The 22,033-nt window shown below is 47.8% G+C and carries 18 protein-coding genes, 1 tRNA gene and 1 pseudogene; 11 read left to right on the top strand and 9 right to left on the bottom strand.

Translation table 11 applies throughout. The features are described 5' to 3' along the window. Positions 1 to 3 precede the first annotated feature (3 nt). Both LSG37_RS04965 and LSG37_RS04960 read right to left on the bottom strand, forming a co-directional pair. Positions 4 to 840, bottom strand: coding sequence for a hypothetical protein (locus LSG37_RS04965; RefSeq protein WP_233078826.1), 837 nt, complete (start codon positions 838 to 840; stop codon positions 4 to 6). Next, on the bottom strand, positions 840 to 2,198 hold the full coding sequence (locus LSG37_RS04960; protein ID WP_233078825.1) for a tyrosine-type recombinase/integrase: 1,359 nt from the start codon (positions 2,196 to 2,198) through the stop codon (positions 840 to 842). The genes LSG37_RS04965 and LSG37_RS04960 overlap by 1 nt, the downstream gene beginning before the upstream one ends. Positions 2,199 to 2,390: 192 nt before the next feature. On the opposite strand from LSG37_RS04960, the gene LSG37_RS04955 reads away from it, so the two are divergent. Continuing rightward, a tRNA-Met gene (locus LSG37_RS04955) sits at positions 2,391 to 2,470 on the top strand. A gap of 294 nt (positions 2,471 to 2,764) precedes the next feature. Here LSG37_RS04955 and LSG37_RS04950 read toward each other — a convergent pair. Both LSG37_RS04950 and LSG37_RS04945 read right to left on the bottom strand, forming a co-directional pair. After that, positions 2,765 to 4,090, bottom strand: coding sequence for a 5-methyltetrahydrofolate--homocysteine methyltransferase (locus LSG37_RS04950; RefSeq protein WP_233078824.1), 1,326 nt, complete (start codon positions 4,088 to 4,090; stop codon positions 2,765 to 2,767). Between the two features lie 71 nt (positions 4,091 to 4,161). Beyond that, positions 4,162 to 6,576: a TonB-dependent receptor gene (locus LSG37_RS04945; RefSeq protein WP_233078823.1), complete on the bottom strand. Its 2,415-nt coding sequence runs from the start codon at positions 6,574 to 6,576 to the stop codon at positions 4,162 to 4,164. A gap of 117 nt (positions 6,577 to 6,693) precedes the next feature. Between LSG37_RS04945 and LSG37_RS04940 the strand changes: the two genes are divergently transcribed. The 7 genes and pseudogenes from LSG37_RS04940 (at position 6,694) to LSG37_RS04910 (ending at position 10,967) form a co-directional block, all read left to right on the top strand. After that, positions 6,694 to 7,065 (top strand): MerC domain-containing protein, encoded by a 372-nt coding sequence (locus tag LSG37_RS04940; RefSeq protein WP_233078822.1) that lies wholly within the window; start codon positions 6,694 to 6,696, stop codon positions 7,063 to 7,065. Between the two features lie 2 nt (positions 7,066 to 7,067). Next, the gene (gene zigA, locus LSG37_RS04935; protein ID WP_233078821.1) at positions 7,068 to 8,276 is read left to right on the top strand and encodes a zinc metallochaperone GTPase ZigA; all 1,209 of its coding nucleotides are present in this window, start codon (positions 7,068 to 7,070) and stop codon (positions 8,274 to 8,276) included. Next, positions 8,276 to 8,860 carry a DUF1826 domain-containing protein gene (locus LSG37_RS04930; protein ID WP_233078820.1) on the top strand — a complete coding sequence of 195 codons (585 nt, stop codon included), beginning with the start codon at positions 8,276 to 8,278 and terminating at the stop codon, positions 8,858 to 8,860. Before zigA ends, LSG37_RS04930 begins: the two co-directional genes overlap by 1 nt. A 20-nt stretch (positions 8,861 to 8,880) precedes the next feature. Beyond that, entirely contained in the window at positions 8,881 to 9,477 is a 597-nt protein-coding gene (locus LSG37_RS04925) for a ZrgA family zinc uptake protein (protein WP_233078819.1), read from the top strand. Between the two features lie 3 nt (positions 9,478 to 9,480). Then, positions 9,481 to 9,909 carry a Fur family transcriptional regulator gene (locus LSG37_RS04920; protein ID WP_233078818.1) on the top strand — a complete coding sequence of 143 codons (429 nt, stop codon included), beginning with the start codon at positions 9,481 to 9,483 and terminating at the stop codon, positions 9,907 to 9,909. After that, positions 9,876 to 10,463: pseudogene (locus LSG37_RS04915) on the top strand (CobW family GTP-binding protein); the annotation flags it as partial. The gene LSG37_RS04920 and the pseudogene LSG37_RS04915, both read left to right, overlap by 34 nt. A 57-nt stretch (positions 10,464 to 10,520) precedes the next feature. Beyond that, positions 10,521 to 10,967, top strand: coding sequence for a CobW C-terminal domain-containing protein (locus LSG37_RS04910; RefSeq protein ID WP_366515545.1), 447 nt, complete (start codon positions 10,521 to 10,523; stop codon positions 10,965 to 10,967). Here LSG37_RS04910 and LSG37_RS04905 read toward each other — a convergent pair. From LSG37_RS04905 to hemN, 5 genes are all read right to left on the bottom strand, one after another. Further along, positions 10,947 to 12,572 (bottom strand): sensor domain-containing diguanylate cyclase, encoded by a 1,626-nt coding sequence (locus LSG37_RS04905; RefSeq protein WP_233078817.1) that lies wholly within the window; start codon positions 12,570 to 12,572, stop codon positions 10,947 to 10,949. The genes LSG37_RS04910 and LSG37_RS04905 overlap by 21 nt on opposite strands. Before the next feature lies 1 nt (position 12,573). Continuing rightward, a complete protein-coding gene (locus LSG37_RS04900; RefSeq protein ID WP_233078816.1) occupies positions 12,574 to 13,014 on the bottom strand; it encodes a nucleoside deaminase in 441 nt (146 codons plus the stop codon). A gap of 127 nt (positions 13,015 to 13,141) precedes the next feature. Beyond that, a complete protein-coding gene (locus tag LSG37_RS04895) occupies positions 13,142 to 13,336 on the bottom strand; it encodes a YfhL family 4Fe-4S dicluster ferredoxin (protein WP_233078815.1) in 195 nt (64 codons plus the stop codon). Continuing rightward, a complete protein-coding gene (trhP, locus tag LSG37_RS04890) occupies positions 13,321 to 14,649 on the bottom strand; it encodes a prephenate-dependent tRNA uridine(34) hydroxylase TrhP (RefSeq protein WP_233078814.1) in 1,329 nt (442 codons plus the stop codon). The genes LSG37_RS04895 and trhP overlap by 16 nt, the downstream gene beginning before the upstream one ends. Positions 14,650 to 14,719: 70 nt before the next feature. Then, positions 14,720 to 16,096 carry an oxygen-independent coproporphyrinogen III oxidase gene (gene hemN / locus LSG37_RS04885; protein ID WP_233078813.1) on the bottom strand — a complete coding sequence of 459 codons (1,377 nt, stop codon included), beginning with the start codon at positions 16,094 to 16,096 and terminating at the stop codon, positions 14,720 to 14,722. Between the two features lie 199 nt (positions 16,097 to 16,295). Here hemN and LSG37_RS04880 point away from each other — a divergent pair, with 199 nt between their 5' ends. Genes LSG37_RS04880 through LSG37_RS04870 form a run of 3 tightly spaced genes read left to right on the top strand, consistent with a single transcriptional unit; the run spans position 16,296 to position 22,018 of the window. Further along, positions 16,296 to 17,459, top strand: coding sequence for an efflux RND transporter periplasmic adaptor subunit (locus LSG37_RS04880; protein ID WP_233078812.1), 1,164 nt, complete (start codon positions 16,296 to 16,298; stop codon positions 17,457 to 17,459). An 18-nt stretch (positions 17,460 to 17,477) separates the two neighbouring features. After that, positions 17,478 to 20,606, top strand: coding sequence for an efflux RND transporter permease subunit (locus LSG37_RS04875; RefSeq protein ID WP_233078811.1), 3,129 nt, complete (start codon positions 17,478 to 17,480; stop codon positions 20,604 to 20,606). Beyond that, positions 20,603 to 22,018 (top strand): efflux transporter outer membrane subunit, encoded by a 1,416-nt coding sequence (locus LSG37_RS04870; protein WP_233078810.1) that lies wholly within the window; start codon positions 20,603 to 20,605, stop codon positions 22,016 to 22,018. Before LSG37_RS04875 ends, LSG37_RS04870 begins: the two co-directional genes overlap by 4 nt. The last annotated feature ends 15 nt before the right edge of the window (positions 22,019 to 22,033 follow it).

Below are 22,033 nucleotides of genomic sequence, written 5' to 3'. Positions count from 1 at the left end.
AGCTTATAATTTTGGGAAGTTTTTACATTTATACTTAAGTGACTCAGTAAGGTCTTTAACTCCGTCAACACTTAAACCACAGATTTCAGCAAAACGGCGATCTGTCTTTCTGAGTTTGCCTTCAAGTTCTCTCCGAATCACCATTAAATCAACCCCCCTTTCTTCTGCAATTCTTGACCTAGTATCAGCATGAATAGAGTCAAGTGCAGCTTCTGGAATAGTGCGCAAAGCTAGAATTGTCGCAGCGACAAACATACGCTGACTAGGTAGAACTCCTCTCAACTTGGCCGCACCTTTTTTATTAGGTCTTCTAGTACCAGAAACAATACTTGCCACAATCTCCATAAACTCAGGTGGGATTGTATGAATAGCGATCATTTTTGATAAAGGTTCAGGATCGCAATAATCCCAAGCCTCAAGTGCTGCAACCCAATTAAAAAGTACACACATTCTCTCTGGCGCTAGATCAAGCCAAAACCCATCTAGCTCTGAATATTCATAATCAATTACAAAATCTTCGGTATTATTTTTTCTAGCATATTCAGGTGCAACATCTGTAATCCAGAGTTGTACTTGATACGTCTTTAGTCGGTAAGGTTCAGGAGTAGGAAAACAGAACTCTATTTGTTGCTGGTAATCCGTTCTTATTGACTCAGCTACACTTTTTGCCATTGCAGACAATGTGATTAGTTGCTTGTCATCTTTAGACCATTTGTCAGCCGCCCTGCCTTTTACAATCCGGCTTAGCTCATCAAGCGCATATGATCTTTGCTGATCGGGAGTAGATTTCAAAAAGTTGTTATGTAGCGCTTTATCTTTGGGTAAGTATTGCTCTTGCATTAAGCCCCCTTAACCACAGCTAAGCGAGCCTCAGCATTTACGGGGACACTAAGCCCGGCTTGTTCTAAAAACCATGTCTCTATTCGCTCATGCCAAAGCCTTAATAAGTCCAGCGGCCTTTGCTTGTAATGCTTTTCTGCGGTAGCGCTGGGCTTGTGGCCCATAATCTGAGCTACTACGCCTGTAGGTACTTCAACCCATTCCGACAAGGTAGCAAAGCTGCGGCGTAAACCATGCAAGGTTAAATCTTCAATACCTGCGGCCATAATCGCCGGATCGTAGCTTTTGCGGGGGTCTGTTAGTTTGCCGTCTTTACCTGCGGGGCTGGAAAATACCCACTGATTACGGCGGGGTAACTGGTTCAGCAGGCTTGCCACATAAGGCGTTAACGGGATAACCCGAACCCCTGCAACACTGCCTTTGCTGGTGGCTTTATCGCGTATAGCCATGCTCTGCCATTTAAAATCAACATCTGACCATTGCAGGCCCGTTAATTCATTGCGCCGGGCTCCGGTCAGCAGCAGGGTTTGCACATAAGCAGAAATTATAGGGTTAGAGATCTTTCTTAGTTCAGCAAACAAAGCGGGTAGTTGTTCACGCTGCAACACATCATCACGGGCTTTTAGTTTGGTTACTGTCTTTTTCACAGCTTTGCTTTTTAGCGCTACAACATCAATCAGCCCGGCATATTCTGGCTGTTCGTTGCACCAGCTTAAACAGGCAAACAACAAGCGGTAAGTTTGAGCGGCTACACCGGGACGGGTTTTGTTTTCCTTGTCCAGCCAACGCTTAATCAGATCGGCGGTTAAGTCACCAAGCTTTACATTTACCAAAGGGAATAAGCAGCCCTGTTTTGTCAGCAGCCCCTTTCCTCTGGCCCAAGGTAAACCCGCTTGCTGAACAGATTTTAAGTGGTCTTTATAGTGCTTTTCGCCCCAATCGGCTTTGTTTGCTTCCACATATTCAGCCCATACAGCGCCAAGTGTAACGGAACCCCGTTTAATCTCTTTTTCTTCAGCCAGTTCAGCAGCGGCCTTTTGCCGTTTTACTTTGGCCGGGCTTATATTCTGACTGGCTAATACATCAAGCTTTTTGGCTTCGGCTCTGGCTTGCTCAATATCAAAGGCTTCTTCAGCACCTATAACAGCCCTTTGTGTGCGGCCATTAACCCACACTTGATAGATATAAGTTTTCTTGCCTGAAGCAAAAGCCCTTAACCCTAAACCCGGTTGTTTTGTGTCCCATAAGAAGGCTTCTTTTTTACCCTCTGGACACTTAAAGGCGGCAACTCTGCCAGCGTTAAAACTGACTTTGTTGCTGGTGCTGCTTTGTTTGGTGGTAGAATCTGCGGTAGCCATTTGAACCCCCTATGGTTCTTGTGGTTTGCCCTGCTAGTGTTGACGCACCAGCGGGGCTTTTTGTTTTTTAGTGCTGCGGATCGTTCTACGGATCGGCCACGGATCGGAATTGTATCAATATACACCTATTCCGAACAACACGCCAGCAAGGGGGTTAACAGCTAAATAGCTGTTTTTATAAGGTTTTGAAGCGTAGTTCAATACGGATAAATACGTTATTCCTTCGACTCATAATCGGCAGGTCCCTGGTTCAAGTCCAGGTGGGGCCACCATTTATCTCTGTTTCTGTTATCAACTCTGTTTAACTTAATCCCTACACTTTATAACTCTCAGCATCGCTGTGGGTCACTTAGATTCGTTTATTTATTTGAAAGAAGGCCTTTGCTTGGGCTGAGCTTTTGGCTCAATAGCATTGGGCAAGCTTTGAATCTGTAGACAGGCAAAACCTTTGAACTGAAGTTATTACGGCAAATTTTTCAGCTGTAAGCTTGTACTTACTCTGTTAGATCAAAAAAGGCAGTCATCCCCGACTGCCTTTGTTATTTGGCTTAAATAAAAGCTAAAACTTAATGCTCTTCATGCCCTGCTGGAATGCCTACCCACACCATTTTATGTGGTGTAAAGCCAAGCTCCTGAGTTTCTGCCACTTCAGCTTCTTCCAGGTCAATAGTATTGACTGTTTTACTTAGTGGATTAGCTACATATACCTTGTCATCCGCTGTAGAGATAGCCAGTTGCAACTGGCTGCCTGTTGGCATAGTGGTTAAATCCGCAGTGGTGATTTGGACTTTGCCTGCCAGTTCAAAAGCAGCACCAGTTGTAGCCTCTGCATTGTAATTCAGGATACTCAGAGCACCAGTGGAATCCAGTAGCACAAACTTTTCGCCGTGATCAGCAAAGCCATAACCTATGATGCTGGCCCCAGTAGCGGCCTGCCATTCCACTTTATCCATGCTGCCTGCAACAGGATTAACTGAAAACACAGTGGCACCGGCAAAACCAATAAAGTGCGCAGCGCCTTCAGCTCCTTCCAAAGTACCGATACGCATAGCTCCGGTAATGTCAGCCGTATTGGCCACTTTGCTGGCGGTAAAAGTTTCACCGTCCTGCTTTAACAGCATCACGCCATCAGTACAGCCAAAGCTGACATAATCTTTGTTCTGTGCACTGCCATGTAAGCCAGGGCAACGCAGGTCAAATTCCTGCTCCAGATGGAAGTGATCACCATGTACATGATAAATACCCAGCTGATCCGGCAAAGTACTGGCTGTTGCTGCATCACGAATAGTTGAAACTAACATCTCACCCCGGGCCTGAGCGGCGCCGTGCATATGAGTGCTGTAAGTTAAAACCGGATAGTCATTGCTGCCTGTATTGATTTGATCATCATTCAGCACTGCGACTTTTGCCACACTGGAAGTGGCCACATTGCCGTCAAAAAAGATGGCAATTTGTTCATCCGTAGTGGTGACATGAGTAGGACGGCTTTCGCTGAGCTGCAGGCTCATTAAGCGAGGTTCTTCTTCATAAGGATGCAGGTGATCGCCATGATCTTCCTGATACAAACCACCGTCGATAAATTCTACTTTATCGCTTTCACGTTGCACCACCATAGCAAAACGCTGGCTGGCTGAGGCGTATAAAGCTGAGGCATTGCTTAATGAGCTAAACTGTCCCAGTAAGTCACCGTCTTCAAGGTTATAGACTCTGAGCATGGTACTGTCTTTATCTGAAATAACCAGACGACCAGCACCGGTTTCGTGGTCGTGATCGTGATCGTCTTCAATAGGAACAGGATCCTTTTCCACTATCTTGGTTGTGCTGTCACCACAGGCGGCCAGCAGTGAGGCACTGATCAGTAACGCCAGCACATTTAGTTTTGATTTCAACATACAAACTCCATAAGAATTAAAAAAATCGCGGCTCAGCAGGCATACCAGGAACAGCACAGCCGCGATAAAACTTAAAATTGACCACGAATACCTAAACCTATCGAGCGGCCTGGTAAGGGGGTTTTGTCTTTCAAAAAAGAGGTGTGAACACGGGCTTCTTCGTCCGTCAGGTTTTCGCCTTTGACGTAAAGCACTATGTCCTGCAAAGCACCACTGAAGTGGTAACTGACTGAGGCATCCAGCAGGTTGTAGCCGGCAGTTGCACTTTCCAGCTCCGAAACTCTGTCTTGTTTGAAATAACGGGTCAGGCGCAGATCGGCGGAGATATTATCGCCTTCATAAGCCAGTTCACTGGATAAACGCAGTGGTGGAGTGCGGGGTAAATCTCCACCTCTGTCGAGACGGGCACGAATATAATCGGCCTGTACTGTGAAGCGATAAGGCTGAGCGATTTGCCAGGCCAGCTGTGATTCAAAACCATGCAAAATCACATCTTCTGCGACAAAAAGGTAAACCGGCAACTCACCACTGTGATCATGACCTTCTTCGTCGCCATGATCATGGTTATGGCCGTCTTCAGCGAATAAACCAGTGTTTTGCTGGTAGTAGTAGTTGTCTACTTTGTTGTAGAAGGCATTAAATACCAAACCAATATCACCGCTGATTTTACGGAAGGTCAGGTCCAGGTTGTTCGCGACTTCCATTTCTATCGGTTGGCGATTCAGCACTATGGCTTGTTCTGCGTGCGGGTCGTCATTGAGGCTGAATAAAGCACCTATTTCATAAGAAGCAGTGCCAATATGAGGGCCGAATGACAATAACTCAGAAGCTGAAGGGGCGCGCTCTGAACGGGATAAAGACAGGCCTAAGTTGTAACCTTCAGTAAAATCCCAGACAGCACCAGCAGACAGGCTGTAGGGCTTAAACTTATGCTCGACATCAAAGACCCGGATAAATTCTGCGGCATGATTATGATCGTGGTCATGGCCGTGATCATCTTCGTCGTGCGAATGCGCCGCCAATGGTGGTAACAACACATCCGTAGCATCAATAGTCACCTGCTCAGTACGGGCCCCCAGTTGCAATAACACTGGGCCAAAATGCCGTTCTTCCATCAGGGCCACTGCCAGCATTTCAGTACTGGATGGTGGAGTAAAAGCTTCAGCTCCTACAGCTTCAAAATCGCTGTGTTTGTAGTGCAGGCTGACCCCACCACGCCAATCAGCAATCACCGGATGCAGCAATTCAAAACGGGCTTCTTCGCTCTGGTTTTTGAAGGTGGTGCCTACTACACCCTCTTCAATTTCCACGTGTTGATAATCTGTGTAGGCAATGCGGCTGTTCAGTGTCTGCAGCCATGGCAGGTCCAGATCCAGCTCACTTAAAAACTGTACTCTGTCTTGTTTTAAATCGGCATACACAGACTCTTCGGCATGCTCTTCACCTTCGTGTGCATCACCACCATGGCTATGGCCCGGAATACCGTATTCACGTTTTAACTGACCAAAAGACAAACCAACAAAACCGTTCTCCAGTAAGTAACTACTGCCTAAGCTAAAACCTTTGGCTGTTGCTGCTGTGTTGGCGACTTTGCCTGAAGCGCCTTCTTCGTGATCATGATCTTCGTCGTCGTGATGCACTTCTGCTTCACCCGGAATGCTGTAATCATCGTTATCACGCCAAAATACGTCGGCATATAAACCGGTTTGACCAATAAAGGTCTGAGCAGAACCTGAAGCCAGTTTTTCGTTATTCACCGACTCACGCTGCAGCATCCACTCGCCTTTGGTGACTTGCTCAGTGGGAATTCTGTTATCCACCACGTTGACCACACCACCAATAGCACCGCTGCCGTAAAACAAAGTGGCAGGGCCACGTAAAACTTCAATCTGACTGGCAGTGCTGGCTTCAGCCGATACGCTATGATCAGGCCCAACCCGAGAAGCATCACCAGCATCCAGACCATTTTGCGTGATCAAAACCCGTGGGCCATCTAAACCACGAATAATAGGGCTACTGGCCACAGAGCCATAAAAGTTACTGTGCACACCTACTTCATTTTTCAGCGTATCGCCCAACGTAGACTGTTGATTCATTTTCAGCCGATCACCAGCCAGCACACTGACAGGCAAAGCAGATTCTGTGCTGGAAGCATGAAATGGACTGGCTTTCACATCAATAATTTCAAGTGCAGTAGGGGTTAACGCAAATTGCATGCCCTGTGCCGGTAACTCCAGCTGAAAATTCCGGTGCGCAAAACTGTTTGCTTCAATATGCAATTCAGTGTGATGACCTTGTAACGCCTGAAATTCAAAGCGGCCAGCAGCGTCGGTTTTCACCTTTTTATTCTGCCCAACTACTGTGACCCAGGCTTCAGCTACAGGCTGCCCTTGCTCATCCACTACAGTACCCTGCACTGACTGAGCCCATACCTGACCACTCAGACTAGCGGCGATCAGACTGGCCAATAAAGTTTTTCTACCCATGCACTTCCCCAAAAAACAAAATCAGTTTCAGTTGCTTTCACGAATTGTGATAATATAACATATCACGAAATCACTGTAAGTTGGCAAGTCCCTGTTACATCAAATAAGGTAAAAACCATGAAAGATTTGTTAGGAGTGTGTTTATCAGGGCTTTGTATCCTGCATTGTTTGTTTACGCCTGTGTTGTTGGCACTGGGTGGTGTAGGTCTGATTGGCGCTTGGTTTGAATCCGAGTGGGTGCATTATTTATTGCTGGCGCCTATCAGTCTGATCCTGGCCTGGAGCCTGCCGCTGTCATGGGTGAAGCATCGCAACATGAAGCCGTTACTGATTGGCGGTCTGGGTTTTAGCTTGTTGCTGCTCTCTCTTTTTGTGCCTGAATCCGCAGAGCCTGTGCTGGCGGTTTTAGGTGGATTTATTCTGATAGCAGCGCATCTGTTGAACAGACGCCTGCTGAATAGCCATATTCCTGCTGCATTGGCGAATTAACTATGAATAACTCAGTTGATAAAAGATTACCCGTCACTGTGCTCTCCGGCTTTTTAGGCGCAGGCAAAACAACTTTGCTAAATCAAATCCTTCACAACAGAGCAGGCCGCAGAGTGGCGGTGATCGTTAATGATATGAGCGAGCTGAATATTGACGCCGCCACAGTGAAAAACGAAGTCAGTCTGAACCGTGCTGAAGAAAAACTGGTGGAAATGAGTAATGGCTGCATTTGCTGCACCTTGCGTGAAGACCTGTTGCTGGAAGTGGGTCGCTTGGCCCGCGAAGACCGTTTTGATTATTTAGTCATTGAATCAACAGGTATTTCAGAGCCCCTGCCTATAGCTGAAACCTTTACTTTTGCTGATGAAGAGGGCCAGAGTTTATCCGATATAGCCCGGCTCGATACCATGGTGACAGTGGTGGATGCAGTGAACTTTTTAAAAGATTATCGCGAAGCCAGTTCCTTGCAAGACAAAGGTGAAAGCCTGGGTGAAGAAGACGAGCGTAGTGTGGCGGATCTTCTGATCGAACAAGTCGAATTTTGTGATCTGTTAGTGATCAGCAAAGCAGATTTGGTCAATGAGCACGATTTGCAGGAACTCAAAGCCATACTGCGCAAATTGAATAGTACGGCCCAAATTCATCAGGCCAATCAGGGAAAAATAGATATCAACAAGGTGCTGGGAACAGGCTTATTTGATTTTGAAAAAGCCCAGCAAGCACCAGGCTGGTTAAAAGAGTTACGGGGCGAACATCAGAGCGAATCGGAAGAATATGGCATCAGCAGTTTTGCCTTTCAAGCCCGTATTCCTTTTCATCCAGAGCGGTTTTATGACTTCCTGCATCAGGATTGGCCTCAGGGTAAACTTTTGAGATCCAAAGGTTATTTCTGGCTGGCCAGTGAACCTGATTATGCATGGCAATGGCATCAGGCTGGCGGCATAGCACGTTATGGTATGGCGGGTTTGTTCTGGCATGCAGTACCACAAGATGAATGGCCGGATGACGCTGAAGCAGTGCACAACATTCAAAGCAGCTTTGTCGGGCCTTTTGGTGATTGCCGGCAAGAACTGGTGTTTATTGGCCAGAAATTAGATCAGGCGCAGATGCTGAAACAATTAGAGCAGTGCCTGCTGACAGAACAAGAACTGGCTTTATCCATCAACGAATGGAAAACCTTTGCCAGCCCTTTTCAGGCGGAATTTGCCTGATGCTGGCGGCCTTTCAACTTCTACCCCAGATGAAACAACTGCAAAGCAGTTGCAGCGACATACTGACTGAGCTGTTTCAGCCTGATGTTAATCTGGTGATTTGGCAGCGTGAACTCAGTCAGCGGATCCAGACTTATGCTGGGGCTCTGAGCAAATTTGCTGATCTGCAACTGGTCGCTGAACCTGAAGAATTGACAAGATTGCTACAAAATCGCTTGCCGGACGCTGAAGGGAAAGCCGAGTTTATTGCCGATCTGGTGCTGCTGAGTCAGATGTTGACCTGCCTGATGGATTGCTCTGCAGTAGGAGTTCGACTAAAACGACTGGAAAAAGCCATGTGCCCCCGTTTTCATACCGACCATGTGGCAGTGCGTTTACTGGTCACTTATGCGGGTCCTGGCACAGAGTGGCATACCGGAACCACAGCACAAAGCCAACAACCTTACCACCAGATCCATACCGGTGAGGTTGCGTTATTAAAAGGATCTGGATGGACTGGTAATAAAGACGGAGCCATCTGGCATCGTTCCCCTCATACCGATCAATCCCGCTTGCTGCTGAGCCTGGATCCAGTAGGCGAATAATCTATATCCGGAGAATTTCTATGCGCTTATCTTATATTTTTGCCGGCTGTTGCTCTGTGCTTAGTGTCTTAAGTCTGGCAGAACAGCCTGACACCAGAGCCCACCAACATGGGGTAGCCCGGCTTGAGTTATTTAAACTGGCGACAGATTTACAGATCAGCTTTTATGCCACAGGTTCAGATATTCTGGGTTTTGAGCATAAACCCGAAACACAGACTGAACTTGATGCCGTCAAAAAAGCCAAAACTCTGCTGGCTCGGCCTGACAAGTTGTTTAACATTGCAGGGGCAGACTGTCACCTGAAGCAACATCAATCAAATTTGCCCGAACTGCAACAGCATAAAAAGGCTGAACACAAACACTCACATGACCATAACCATAACCATAACCATGAGCATGAGCATGAGCATGAGCATGACCACAAGCATGCAGGTCATTCCGATATAGAAGCCAGTTATCAGTTCAGCTGTACATCGGTTACAGAGCCCGTGACGCTAAAGGTGAACTTCTTTAGTCTGTTCCCAGACTTGCAGCAGATCCAGAGCAGTTGGATCACAGAAAAGGGTCAGTCTGCAGCCAGCCTGACGCCCTCTGACCATCAGCTATCGCTGAACTAAGCTATGCAGACAGCCGCAGCAGCGCAAACACCAACAGAGCTGAAGCTCAGCGGCAACCGCAAAGCCGTGTTTATGTTGATGCAACAGCAACAACGTGCTTTGTCTGCTTATGAAATTATCGACCTGTTGCGCCCACAAATAGGCCGGATCATTCACCCTATGCTGGTGTACCGCTGTCTGGATTTTTTACTGGCGCAGCATTTGGTGGTGAAACTGGTGTCGGTCAATAAATTTGTCGCTTTGCCCGGTGGCCTGACGGAACCTGGGCAGTGCCTGATCTGTGAAATTTGTCAGACGGTTACGTTTTCGGCCAGTTCAAATCCACTGCAACAACAAAAACGCAAAATAGCAGCCACAGGTTTTAAGCTTAATCAACAACCTGTTGAATTTCATGGCATATGCGCATCTTGCCAAAAGGATCATACAGAATGACCATAAGCTCACAGCGTATTCCGCTTTATCTGCTGACCGGCTTTTTAGGCAGCGGCAAAACAACCTTACTGAACCAGTGGATAAAAGATCCAGCCTTCAACAAAGCCCTGGTGATTATCAATGAATTTGGTGAAACCAGCCTGGATCATTTGTTGGTCAGCCGCAGCACTGAAGAGCAAATTGTTGAACTGTCCAATGGCTGTATTTGCTGCACGACACGAGGCGATCTGGTGAAAACCCTGACTGACATCAGCTGGCGCTTCAGCCGCAACGGCATCAAAAGTTTTGACCGGGTGATTATCGAAACTACAGGTCTGGCAGACCCAAGTCCTATACTCAGTACACTGATTTCCAATGAGAAAATTTTTCAGCAATAAAGATTGCAGGGCACTGTGACTACGGTAGATACTGTTAATGCGCTGCATACTTTAAGTCAGTACCGGGAAGCTAAACGTCAGGTTGCGGTAGCAGATTTGATTCTATTGACCAAACAGGATCTGGCTAATGAGGACACTCTAACCCAGGTGCAGCAGCACATTCGCCAGCTCAACCCAACGGCCCCTCTGCAGCGCTCGGATCAGGGCGTCACTGCTCTCTCTGCTTTACTGGAGTTGGATCATGTAGAACCCGTTCAGTCAGTCACCCCACTGACTCACTGGCTTAATTTTGGTTCCGCGCAGTTTGACCCCTTGAACTCCAGCTTGTTGAGAACATCTCCAGCTTCAACTGGCAATGAAATAAGCTCACACCAGGATACGATCAACACCTACTGCTATCAGATAACCCGCCCTGTAACTTTGTTTGCTATTCAACTCTGGCTGGACGCCTTATTGCCAGAGATGGGCCATCAGTTACTGCGTGTAAAAGCAATTTTAAACGTGGAAGGATTTCCCGGCCCTATAGTGATCCACGGAGTACAGCAGCTATTGCACCCAACAGCTGTGCTGACACATTGGCCCAATGACGACAGGCAAAGCAAATTGGTGTTTATTACTGACCAATTATCCAGAGAACAGCTGGAGAAAAGCCTGCGCCCCTTACTCGGCTTGCAGGTCTAAAGGGTTCAGACGCATCGGCTCCACAGCAGATTTCTGCTGATACATGCGCTGATCAGCCAGTTTGGTCAAAGCCAGATCAGTTTCTCCATCCTCTGGGTAACAGGCCAGGCCTATACTGCAACTGATGTGGATCTCCAAACCATGAATATCAAAAGGTTTGGCGATAGCGTGCTGAATTTTTTCAGCCACTATGGCCGCGTGATGAAATTCGTCAATTTGTGGCAACAGAATAATAAACTCGTCCCCTCCGATACGAGCAACTGTATCGGAGGATCGGATGACACACAGCAAACGCTCAGCCACCTGCTGTAATAACAAGTCGCCTACTGCATGACCATGGGTATCGTTCACAGGTTTAAATTTGTTTAAGTCGAGTAACATCAGGGCCAGAGACTTTTGGTGCCGTATAGCGTATTGCAATGCCTTTTGTAAGCGGTCGGCAAACAAAGTGCGGTTGGGCAGACCTGTTAAGGTATCGTGTTGCGCCATATAACGCATACGCTCTTCAATTTTGCGTCGCTCGGTTAAATCACGGCTGACCCCCAAAATACCCACAAACTGACCTTCAGCATCATACATACCGGAGATTTTAACTTCGCTCCAGACCCGGCGGCCGTCTTTGCATACCTGCTCTACTTCTCCGACATAATCCGGATAGGTTTCTCCTTCTTGCAAAGCTTTGGCGGCTTTTTTCATTTGCAGTTTCACCTGGGCATAAGACTCAGGTGTCACCAGTTGCTGCATTTGTTGTTGCATCAGCTCTGCGACAGTAAAGCCTGTCAGCTTCTGCGCTGAAGGACTGATATAAGTGAAATAACCATTCAAGTCCATGGTCCAGATCACATCAGTGGCATGATCGGCCAATAAACGATGCCGCTCTTCGCTGCGCTTTAACGCTTCGATCGCATTACTGCGCTCTATCACAATTTCTGCCAAAGCTGCACTTTCGCTAATCAGCTGGATATCCTGCTCCGACGGTACTGTCACCTCTTTATGATAAATCGCAAAAGTACCCAGTACTTTGCCCTGACGGTTTTTAATAGGTTCAGACCAGCAGGAACGAATACCGGCTAAATCAACCAGAGCCTGATAAGGCTGCCAGTAAGGGTGCACACGCACATCTTCCACTATCACCCGCTTACCTGAATAAGCTGCAGTGCCACAGGAACCCACAGCATAACCCGCCGCAATACCTTCGATAGCTGCATTGTATTCAGCAGGTAAATGTGGCGCCGAAGCCACATGCAACAGCCCTTGTTCATCAAGTAACAATACGGTGCAGTGGGCAGAAGGATCCATCTGCTCTGCCCCTTCAACTAAAGCATCCAGCACTTGGTTAAGGGGGGCCTGGTCAACAATCATAGCTAATACTCTGCTACGATTCTGCTGCATCAAGGTAGAGTGCTGACCAGTAGCGACAATAGCTTTGAGTTTACGATTAACCCGAAACACAAATACCAGAAAAGCCAATACTGCAGGAATAATGCAAAGTGCAGCGGCGGCTAACAACAGCCAGCCCGAGTTATGGTTTTCAACCGCTGGTACCTGTGCTGAAGCCTGAGCAGCAGCCATCAGCACACTGAGCATAACGCACCATAGCTTCACGTTATTCCCCTATATCTTCATTCCATAATTCTGGTTTAGTCGCGATAAAGTCCTGCATCAGTTGCACACATTCGGCATTGTCCTGGATCACCAGCTCCACTCCGCGACTTTGAACATAAGCTTCAGGCCCCCGAAAAGTTCGGTTTTCCCCCACAACTACTTTAGGAATACCGTACAACAACACAGTGCCACTGCACATATCACAAGGGGATAAGGTGGAATACAATACTGCGCTCTGGTAGTCTCTGGCGGTTAAACGACCTGCATTTTCCAGACAATCCATTTCTGCATGCAAGACACAACTGCCTTTTTGCACCCGCTGATTATGGCCTCGCCCCACAATTTCCCCATTGATCACCAGCACAGAACCTATAGGGATCCCCCCTTCAGCTAAACTTTTTTTGGCCTGCTCTATAGCCGCTAACATAAAAGGGTCAGTCATTCACGCCATCCTGCATCTCATCTGAAATCAGCCAGTTCCTGTTAAGGTTGTGGCTCTGTTTCAATAGTTTAGTGATAAAACCTGCAAAAGAGTGAGGATGGTTTAAAAAAATCTCTTTCCTGCGGTTTTACGCAGAAACAAACTCAATGCAATCCAGCGGACAAACCTCAATACAGGCAGGTTTGTTATAAAAACCCACACATTCAGTACAAAGTTCGGCATCGACCTGATATTGCTGCTCTCCTCTGTAAATGGCCGTATTCGGGCATTCCGGGGCACAGAGATCACAATTAATACAGTCTGCTTCTATCCACACTGACATGCACTTTCCCCACCGGTCAGTTGAACCTGCGCTTTTTGCTGTTTCAGTAAAAAAGCATGGTGCGGACTAACGCCATCAGGCAGCTGCAACCAGACCTGATAACCAGAACCAGGCGCTACCAGCAACTGGCAGCCATCTTCGGCATAAAAAACGCCAACCACAGGTGTGACGCCAGCTGGTGTCATCAGCAAAAGTTGATCATCAAAGGTAAAACGATTTTTGACCTGCACTAAAGCCTGGCCCTGAGCGTTGATTTCACCGCTGAATTCGCCCACCAGCAATTGCTCACCTTCACTGTGGCTGGTTTGATAGTTTTGCAGCTCAGCAGGCACATGACGGCGCAAAAAGCCTTCGGTAAAACCACGATTCGCCATGCCATTTAGTTGCTGCAGTAATGCTGAATCAAAAGCCTTGCCCGCCATCGCATCATCTATAGCCTGGCGATACACTTGAGCAGTGCGGGCCACATAATAAGGCGACTTGGTTCGGCCTTCTATTTTTAGCGAATGCACACCCATAGCGGCCAACGCCTGAACATGCTGCACAGCGCGTAAATCTTTGGAATTAAAAATATAACTACCATGCTCGTCTTCATCCAGCAGCATCAGCTCTCCTGGCCTGCCTTGTTCTTCCACCAACACGGGATCTGGCAATGCTGAAGCTACAGGCTTGTATTGCCCTGCTTCATCTTCCTTAGCCAGATGGCTTTGATAAGACCAGCGACAGGCATTGGTGCAGGCGCCCTGATTCGGATCCCGTTTATTGATATAACCTGATAATAAACAACGACCTGAATAGGCCATACAAAGCGCACCATGCACAAACACTTCCAGCTCCATAGCCGGTACTTTTTCGCGGATTTGCGCTATTTCTTCCAGCGCCAGCTCACGGGATAAGATCACCCTTTCTATACCTTGTTGCTGCCAGAACAACACGGCCGCCCAATTGACTGTGTTGGCCTGCACCGACAAATGCAAAGGGATCTGTGGGAAATGCTGACGTAATAAAAACACTACACCGGGGTCAGACACAATAAGCGCATCAGGTTTCAGTGCTATAGCTGGCGCCATATCTTCGACAAAACGCTGCAACTTGCTGTTATGTGGCGCAATATTCACCACCAGATAAAACTTTTTACCTTGCTGATGAGCCTCACAGATGCCAATAGCCAGAGTTTCAAGATCAAATTCGTTGTTACGCACCCTCAGGCTAAAACGCGGCTGACCTGCGTATACTGCGTCAGCACCATAAGCAAAAGCCATTCGCATGGCCTTTAAACTGCCCGCTGGGGATAAAAGTTCCGGAGCATTCATCGCTGCAACCCATAGAATAGAAAAATGAGCCGCATCTTAGCGCCTGCTCAGCTCAGTGTTTTGCGTTGGATCAAACCACTTTGGAATAACTCATAGTGTCACTTGTCGCCAGATAACGATCAAAACAGGCGCATACAACCCGCACCAGCAAGCGCCCCGGTGCTGTCACCTGAATATAATCGTTGGAATAACTGATCAGGCCATCGGTGCGCAACGGCTCCAGTTTAGGTAATACATCAGCGAAGTAATTCCAAAAGTCCGTCAGACCAAAACGCTGACAAAAGCCAGCTATATCTAATTCAAAATGGCAAATCAGCTGGCTGATTAAAGCAGCTCTGATTTTATCGTCCTGAGTTAAACTCAGCCCTTTATCCACTGGCCATTGGCCTAAAGCTAATTGCTGCTGGTATTGTTTCAGCTCTTTCTGGTTTTGCCAGATCACGCCGTTTACCTGACTGATAGAGGATACGCCTAAACCTACCAACGCATCCTGCCCTGCTGTGGTATAGCCCTGAAAATTACGTTGTAATTTGCCTTGTTGCTGAGCTATTGCCAGCTTGTCTGTGGCTTTGGCGAAATGGTCCATACCAATACACTGATAGCCCGCCTGACTAAAACGTTCTATCGCTAATTGCAGCAAGGCGAGCTTATCTTCCCCTTGTGGCAGGCTTTGGGTTGGAATTTTACGCTGCGCAGCAAAACGGGTCGGCATATGGGCATAACTGAACAACGACACTCTGTCCGGATCCAGTTGCAGTACCTTATCCAGAGTTTCCGCAAAACTTGTGGTTTGCTGATAAGGCAAACCGTAGACCAAATCCAGATTGATTGAGGTAAAGCCTAAAGCCCGGGCATGCAAGACTAAAACCCGCACCAGCTCCTCACTTTGCACTCTGTTTATCGCCACTTGCACCTGTTCGTCAAAATCCTGCACGCCAAAACTCAGCCTGCTAAAACCAAGTTCACGCAGATGCGCCAATTTATCCAGAGTACAACTGCGTGGATCTATTTCTATCGACAGCTCTGCATCAGCCTGAAACACAAAATGCTGACGCAGCAGCTGCATTAATAATGACAATTGCTCTTCAGTTAAAAAGGTTGGAGTGCCACCGCCTAAATGCAGCTGCGAAATAGTCTTCTCTGCTAATAAATGCTGATACAGCCCTATCTCCTGTTCCAGCGCCAACAGATACAAATCAGCTTTGGTGCTGTGGCGGGTCACTATTTTATTGCAGCCACAGTAATAACAAAGCTGCTGGCAAAACGGGATATGCAGATACAAGCAAAGCTCTGCAGCAGAACCTGCCAAAGCCGCCTGCACTGCTGAAGCCGGAAAGTCCGGCACTAAAGATAAAGCCGTAGGGTAAGAGGTGTAACGTGGTCCATTGACAGAATACTTCTGTATTAAATCGGAAGACCATAAAAGCTGTGGTGCTAAGTCCATCATTATTTCCCCTGCAACAAAATTAAGCAAAGTGTAAAAGACTGAAGCCCGCAGTCTCTTGATCTGAAATAACAAAGCTTGTTTTTCCTGCACCTCAATCCACTTTTCACGACAAAAACCTGCAAAACGGCGACAAAGTGAGCTGGCAAAATACGGAAAAACAACTTAGAATGAACGCTCACTCTAAATGGAGATTTTAAAGATGCAGCATTCCCGCATTGTATTTTTTGCCTTAACAGCCCTGGCGGGCTCTGTTGCTTTGGCCGGTTGTGGCCAGGCTGAACAAACTGCAGCACCTGCTGCACAGGCCATACCTGTTGGTGTGGTCACTCTGAAAAGTCAGGCCCTTACCCTGACCAAAGAATTACCTGGCCGTGTTGCCGCTTCGCAAATTGCCGAAATCCGTCCTCAGGTGAACGGTATCGTCATGCAACGTTTATTTACCGAAGGCAGTGAAGTGAAAGCTGGTCAGGCCTTGTATCAAATTGATCCTGCGACCTTTGAAGCTCAGCTCTCCAGCGCAAAAGCAGCTGTAGCACGAGCTCAGGCCAGTATCGCCAGCAGTAAAGCCAAAGCCGGTCGTTATACCGAATTGTTAAAAATCAGAGCCGTCAGTCAGCAGGAGTTTGATGAAGCTGACGCCAGCTATAAACAAGCTCAGGCTGATTTACTGACAGCTCAGGCTCAGTTAAAAACTGCCCAGATTGATTTAAATTACAGCAAGGTGTTGTCTCCTATCAGCGGCCAGATCAGTAAGTCTGCGGTCACTGCAGGTGCTTTAGTCAGTGCCAATCAAAGTACAGCTTTGGCTACTGTGACTCAACTGGACCCAATTTATGTCGACCTGACTCAATCCAGCAACGAGATGCTGCAACTGAAAAAAGCGCTGGCCTCTGGTGCTTTAGGTTCAGATGCTGCCATTCAGACCGTCGTTGAACTGAAAATGGAAGATGGCTCAGTTTACTCACACAAAGGCACCTTGCAATTTTCAGAAGTGACAGTGGATCCGGGTACAGGCTCTGTCACCTTAAGAGCAGAGTTTCCTAACCCTGAAAAGTTATTACTGCCGGGTATGTATGTGCGGGCAGAAGTAGTGGAAGGCGTAAAAGCCAAGGCTATTCTGGCACCACAACGTGGCATCAGCCGCAATAGTAAAGGCGAAGCCACTGCCATGGTGATTGGCAAAGAAGGCAAAGTCGAAGCTCGTATTTTGCAGGCTGACCGCACTATAGGTTCTGACTGGCTGGTCAGCAGTGGCTTAAATGAAGGCGATCAGCTGATTGTTGAAGGCTTGCAGAAAATACGTCCGGGTGCACCGGTTCAGGCTGTTCCTGCCGATTCAGCAGCTCAAGCCAGCCCACAGTAACGCCAACGGAGAATTTTCATGTCACGATTTTTTATCGACAGGCCGATTTTTGCCTGGGTGCTGGCCATAGTGGTGATGCTGGTCGGTATATTGGCCATCCAGTCTTTGCCCATAGCGCAGTATCCATCCATAGCACCGCCAGCTATTAGTGTCAGTGCCAGCTATCCGGGAGCTTCAGCCCGCACGCTGGAAGATACGGTTACGCAAGTGATAGAACAAAAGATGAAAGGATTGGATGGACTGATGTATATGTCATCCACTTCTGAGTCCAATGGTTCCGTGACTTTAACCTTGACCTTCAGTGCAGAAACCGATCCGGACATAGCTCAGGTTCAGGTGCAAAATAAACTGGCTTTGGCCACTCCGCTGTTACCGCAAGAAGTGCAGCGTCAGGGTGTATCTGTAGCCAAGTCTGCACGTAACTTCCTGTTGGTGGCTGGTTTTGTGTCAGAAGACGGCAGCATGACGAACATCGACATAGGCGATTACGTTGCGTCAAACGTGCAGGACATAGTCTCTCGTGTCAATGGCGTAGGTGAAGTGCAGCTGTTTGGTTCTCAGTATGCGATGCGTATCTGGTTAGACCCGGCCAAACTGCAAAACTATAAACTGACCACAGCCGATATCAGCGCCGCGATCAGCGCGCAGAATGCTCAGGTGTCTGCCGGACAATTAGGCGGCATGCCTGCCATCGAAGGCCAGCAATTAAATGCCACAGTCACAGCACAAAGCCGTTTGCAAACCCCTGAACAATTCCGCGAAATACTGGTAAAAACCAACAGCGACGGCTCTGTGGTGCGCTTAGCTGACGTAGCCAAAGTGGAATTGGGTGGCGAAAACTACGGTGTTGTGGCCCGTTTTAACGGTAAACCCGCCTCAGGTATTGGTGTAAAACTGGCCAGTGGTGCCAACGCTCTGGATACTGCATCAGGCGTGAAAAAAGCGCTGGCCGATCTGGAACCCTTTTTCCCCGCTGGCTTAAAAGCTGTGGTGCCCTACGACACCACACCTTTTGTTTCGTTGTCGATTGAAAAAGTAGTACATACCTTAATTGAAGCTGTGGTTTTGGTCTTTGTGGTGATGTACCTGTTCCTGCAAAACTTCCGCGCAACCTTAATTCCAACCATAGCTGTGCCTGTGGTATTGCTGGGTACTTTTGCCATCTTATCGGCCTTTGGTTATTCCATTAATACCCTGACTATGTTTGCTATGGTACTGGCGATAGGCTTATTGGTCGATGATGCCATAGTCGTGGTAGAAAACGTCGAACGGGTTATGACCGAAGAAGGCTTATCTGCGCTTGAAGCCACCCGTAAATCCATGGATGAAATCAAAGGTGCTTTAGTAGGTATCGCTATGGTGTTATCTGCCGTCTTTGTTCCTATGGCATTTTTTGGCGGCTCTACTGGTGTGATTTACCGTCAGTTCTCTATCACTTTGGTCTCTGCAATGGGCTTGTCAGTGCTGGTGGCTTTAATTCTGACACCAGCCTTGTGTGCCACTTTATTAAAGCCAAGCCATGTGCATGACGACAGCTCTGTATTAGGTAAGTTTTTCTCTGGTTTTAACCGTGGTTTTGATAAAACCAACAAAGGCACGCAAAACTTTGTCAGCCGTATGATCAAGCAAAGCAAACGCTACTTGTTATGTTATGCGCTGATTTTTGGCGGCATGGTGTACATTTTCAGCCAGTTGCCTTCGGCTTTTTTACCAGACGAAGATCAGGGTATTTTGTTTAATCAGGTGGTGCTGCCAGCAGGTTCAACCACTGAACAAACGCTGAAAGTGGTAGAGAAAATGGAAAACCATTTCCTGCAGGAACAAGGCGAAGCGGTGAAGTCTATTTTTACCGTCACAGGCTTCAGCTTTGCTGGTTCTGGTCAGAATGCAGCCTTAGGTTTTGTCAATTTAAAACACTGGGATGAACGTCAGGGTGATGATTTATCTGTAGGTGCTGTCGCTGGCAAAGCCATGGGCTATTTCTCCACCATCAAAGAAGCTTTTGTCTTTGCATTCCCGCCACCAGCTGTAGTTGAACTTGGTACTGCCAACGGTTTTAACCTGCACTTACAGGACAGAGCTGGTTTAGGTCACGATCAGCTGTTAGCGGCCCGTAATCAGTTGTTAGGTATGGCGGCACAAAGCCCTGTGCTTGCAGGTGTGCGCCCTAATGGTCAGGAAGATATGCCGGAGCTGAAACTGGATATCGACTTAGCTAAAGCTGAAGCGCTAAGCGTCAGTCAGGCTGATATCAACAGCACGCTGGCAACAGCCTGGGGTAGCAGCTACGTCAATGACTTTATTGACCGTGGTCGGGTGAAAAAAGTCTACCTGCAAGGTACAGCTGAAAGCCGCATGGTGCCTGAAGACTTAACCAAATGGTATATACGCAATAGTCAGGGAGAGATGGTGCCCTTCTCTGCCTTTGCCAGCTCACACTGGACCTATGGTTCGCCTCGTCTGGAACGATACAACGGTTTTTCCTCAATGGAAATTCAGGGCGCTGCCGCACCTGGTTACAGTACAGGTCAGGCGATGGATGAAATGGAGAAACTGGCGAAGCAATTACCACCGGGTTTTGCCTACGAATGGACAGGCATTTCTTATGAGGAACGCTTAAGTGGTGGTCAGGCTCCTATGTTGTATGCCTTGTCATTATTAGTAGTTTTCCTGTGTTTAGCAGCCTTGTATGAAAGCTGGTCTGTGCCAGCAGCTGTGATGATGATAGTGCCATTAGGTGTATTTGGTGCTGCATTAGCTGCAATGCTTGCCAGCTTGTCGAACGATATCTATCTGCAGGTGGGTTTGTTAACCACTATAGGTTTAGCCTCGAAAAACGCCATTTTAATAGTGGAGTTTGCTATCCACCGCATGGAGCAAGGTTTAGGTTTGGTCGAAGCAGCTATTGAAGCAGTGCGCTTACGTCTGCGCCCTATCATTATGACGTCTCTGGCCTTTATCTGTGGTGTGTTGCCTCTGGCAATAGCTTCCAGTGCAGGCTCTGGCGCCCAGAACGCTCTTGGTATTTCAGTGATAGGCGGTACTTTAGCTTCGTCTGTTTTGGTGGTGGTATTTGTGCCGATGTTTTTTGTGCTGGTTCGCCGTGTATTCCCGGGCAAACATCAGGCACAGGAGAAAGCCGAATGAAATTAAGATCTTTAAGTTTAAGCGCTCTGGCTATGCTGGTAATCAGTGCCTGCCAAATGGCACCAGAACAGCAGGCAATTGAACTCCCTGTGCCTGATGCTTATGCATCAGCAGCGCAAGGCTCTGGCACTGTGGCTTCAAAGCTACACTGGCAACAATTTTTCAGTAACCCTAAGTTACAGCAACTGATAGAGCTAAGCCTTGCGAACAACAAAGACCTGCAAATCGCTGCGTTAAATGTACAGCGGGTCCGGGCTTTGTATCAGATTGAAGACTCAGCTTTGTATCCTTCGCTGGATTTAAATGCCTCAGGCACACGCCAGCGTTTACCTGCCGATTTAACAGGTACAGGCACTGCGCAAATTAATCAGCAATACAGCGCTACAGTGGGTATTACCTCCTATGAGCTGGACTTCTGGGGCAAGGTGCGTAATCAGTCTGAACAAGCCTTGCAACAGCTGTATTCGACAGAGCAGGCACAATTGAGCAGCCAGATCAGTCTGGTATCAGAGCTTGCTAATGCCTGGCTGACCTATGCAGCAGATCAGCAGCTACTGGAGCTGGCGACTCATACTTTGCGCAGCCAGCAAAAAACTCTGGAACTGACTGAACAAAGCTACAACTTAGGCGCAGCGTCAGCTTTAACATTGCAGCAAGTGAAAAGCACTGTAGCTACAGCCAAAGTGGATATAGCACGCTATCAGCGACTGTTGCAACGGGATAAAAACGCTTTGGATCTGCTGACAGGCACACAAGTGCCTGCAGAACTTTTGCCGGATCAGCCGCTGAGTAAAGTAGTGCAGTTACCTGAATTGCCAGCGGGTTTACCGTCGGATCTATTGCAGCAAAGACCCGACCTGAAAGCAGCAGAGCATGACTTATTGGCAGCCAATGCCAATATAGGCATCGCCAAAGCAGCATTTTTTCCAAGCATCAGCTTAACGGCTAATGCAGGCTCGGCCTCGGCTGAATTGGATAATCTGTTTAAAGGTGGTTCGGGTAGCTGGAGTTTTATTCCGTCCATCAACCTGCCGATCTTTAATATGGGTCGCACTCAGGCCAATCTGGATGTAGCAGAAGCACAGCAACAAGTGGCACTAGTCACCTACCAGCAAAAAATCCAGCAGGCTTTTCGTGAAGTGTCTGACGGTTTAGCAGATCGCGAAGGTTATGCCGCGCAGTTACAGGCGCAGCAAGACTTAGCTGACAGCAACCAACAGAGTTTTACCTTGTCCGAAGCACGCTTTAAGCAGGGCGTGGACAGCTATCTGCAGGTACTGGACGCTCAGCGTTCCTGGTACAGCGCACAACAACAACTGATCAGTGGCCAACAAGCTTTGCTTGCCAGTCAGATTAGTTTGTATAAAGTGCTCGGCGGTGGTTGGCAGAGCAACACCAGTCCTGTTGAATAACAAGCAGTCGCCGGG

Origin of the sequence: Rheinheimera soli, from assembly GCF_021290985.1 — a bacterium.
GTDB lineage: Bacteria > Pseudomonadota > Gammaproteobacteria > Enterobacterales > Alteromonadaceae > Pararheinheimera > Pararheinheimera soli.
Note: the sequence above shows the minus strand (reverse complement) of the source record. Positions and strands in the feature narration are given on the sequence as shown.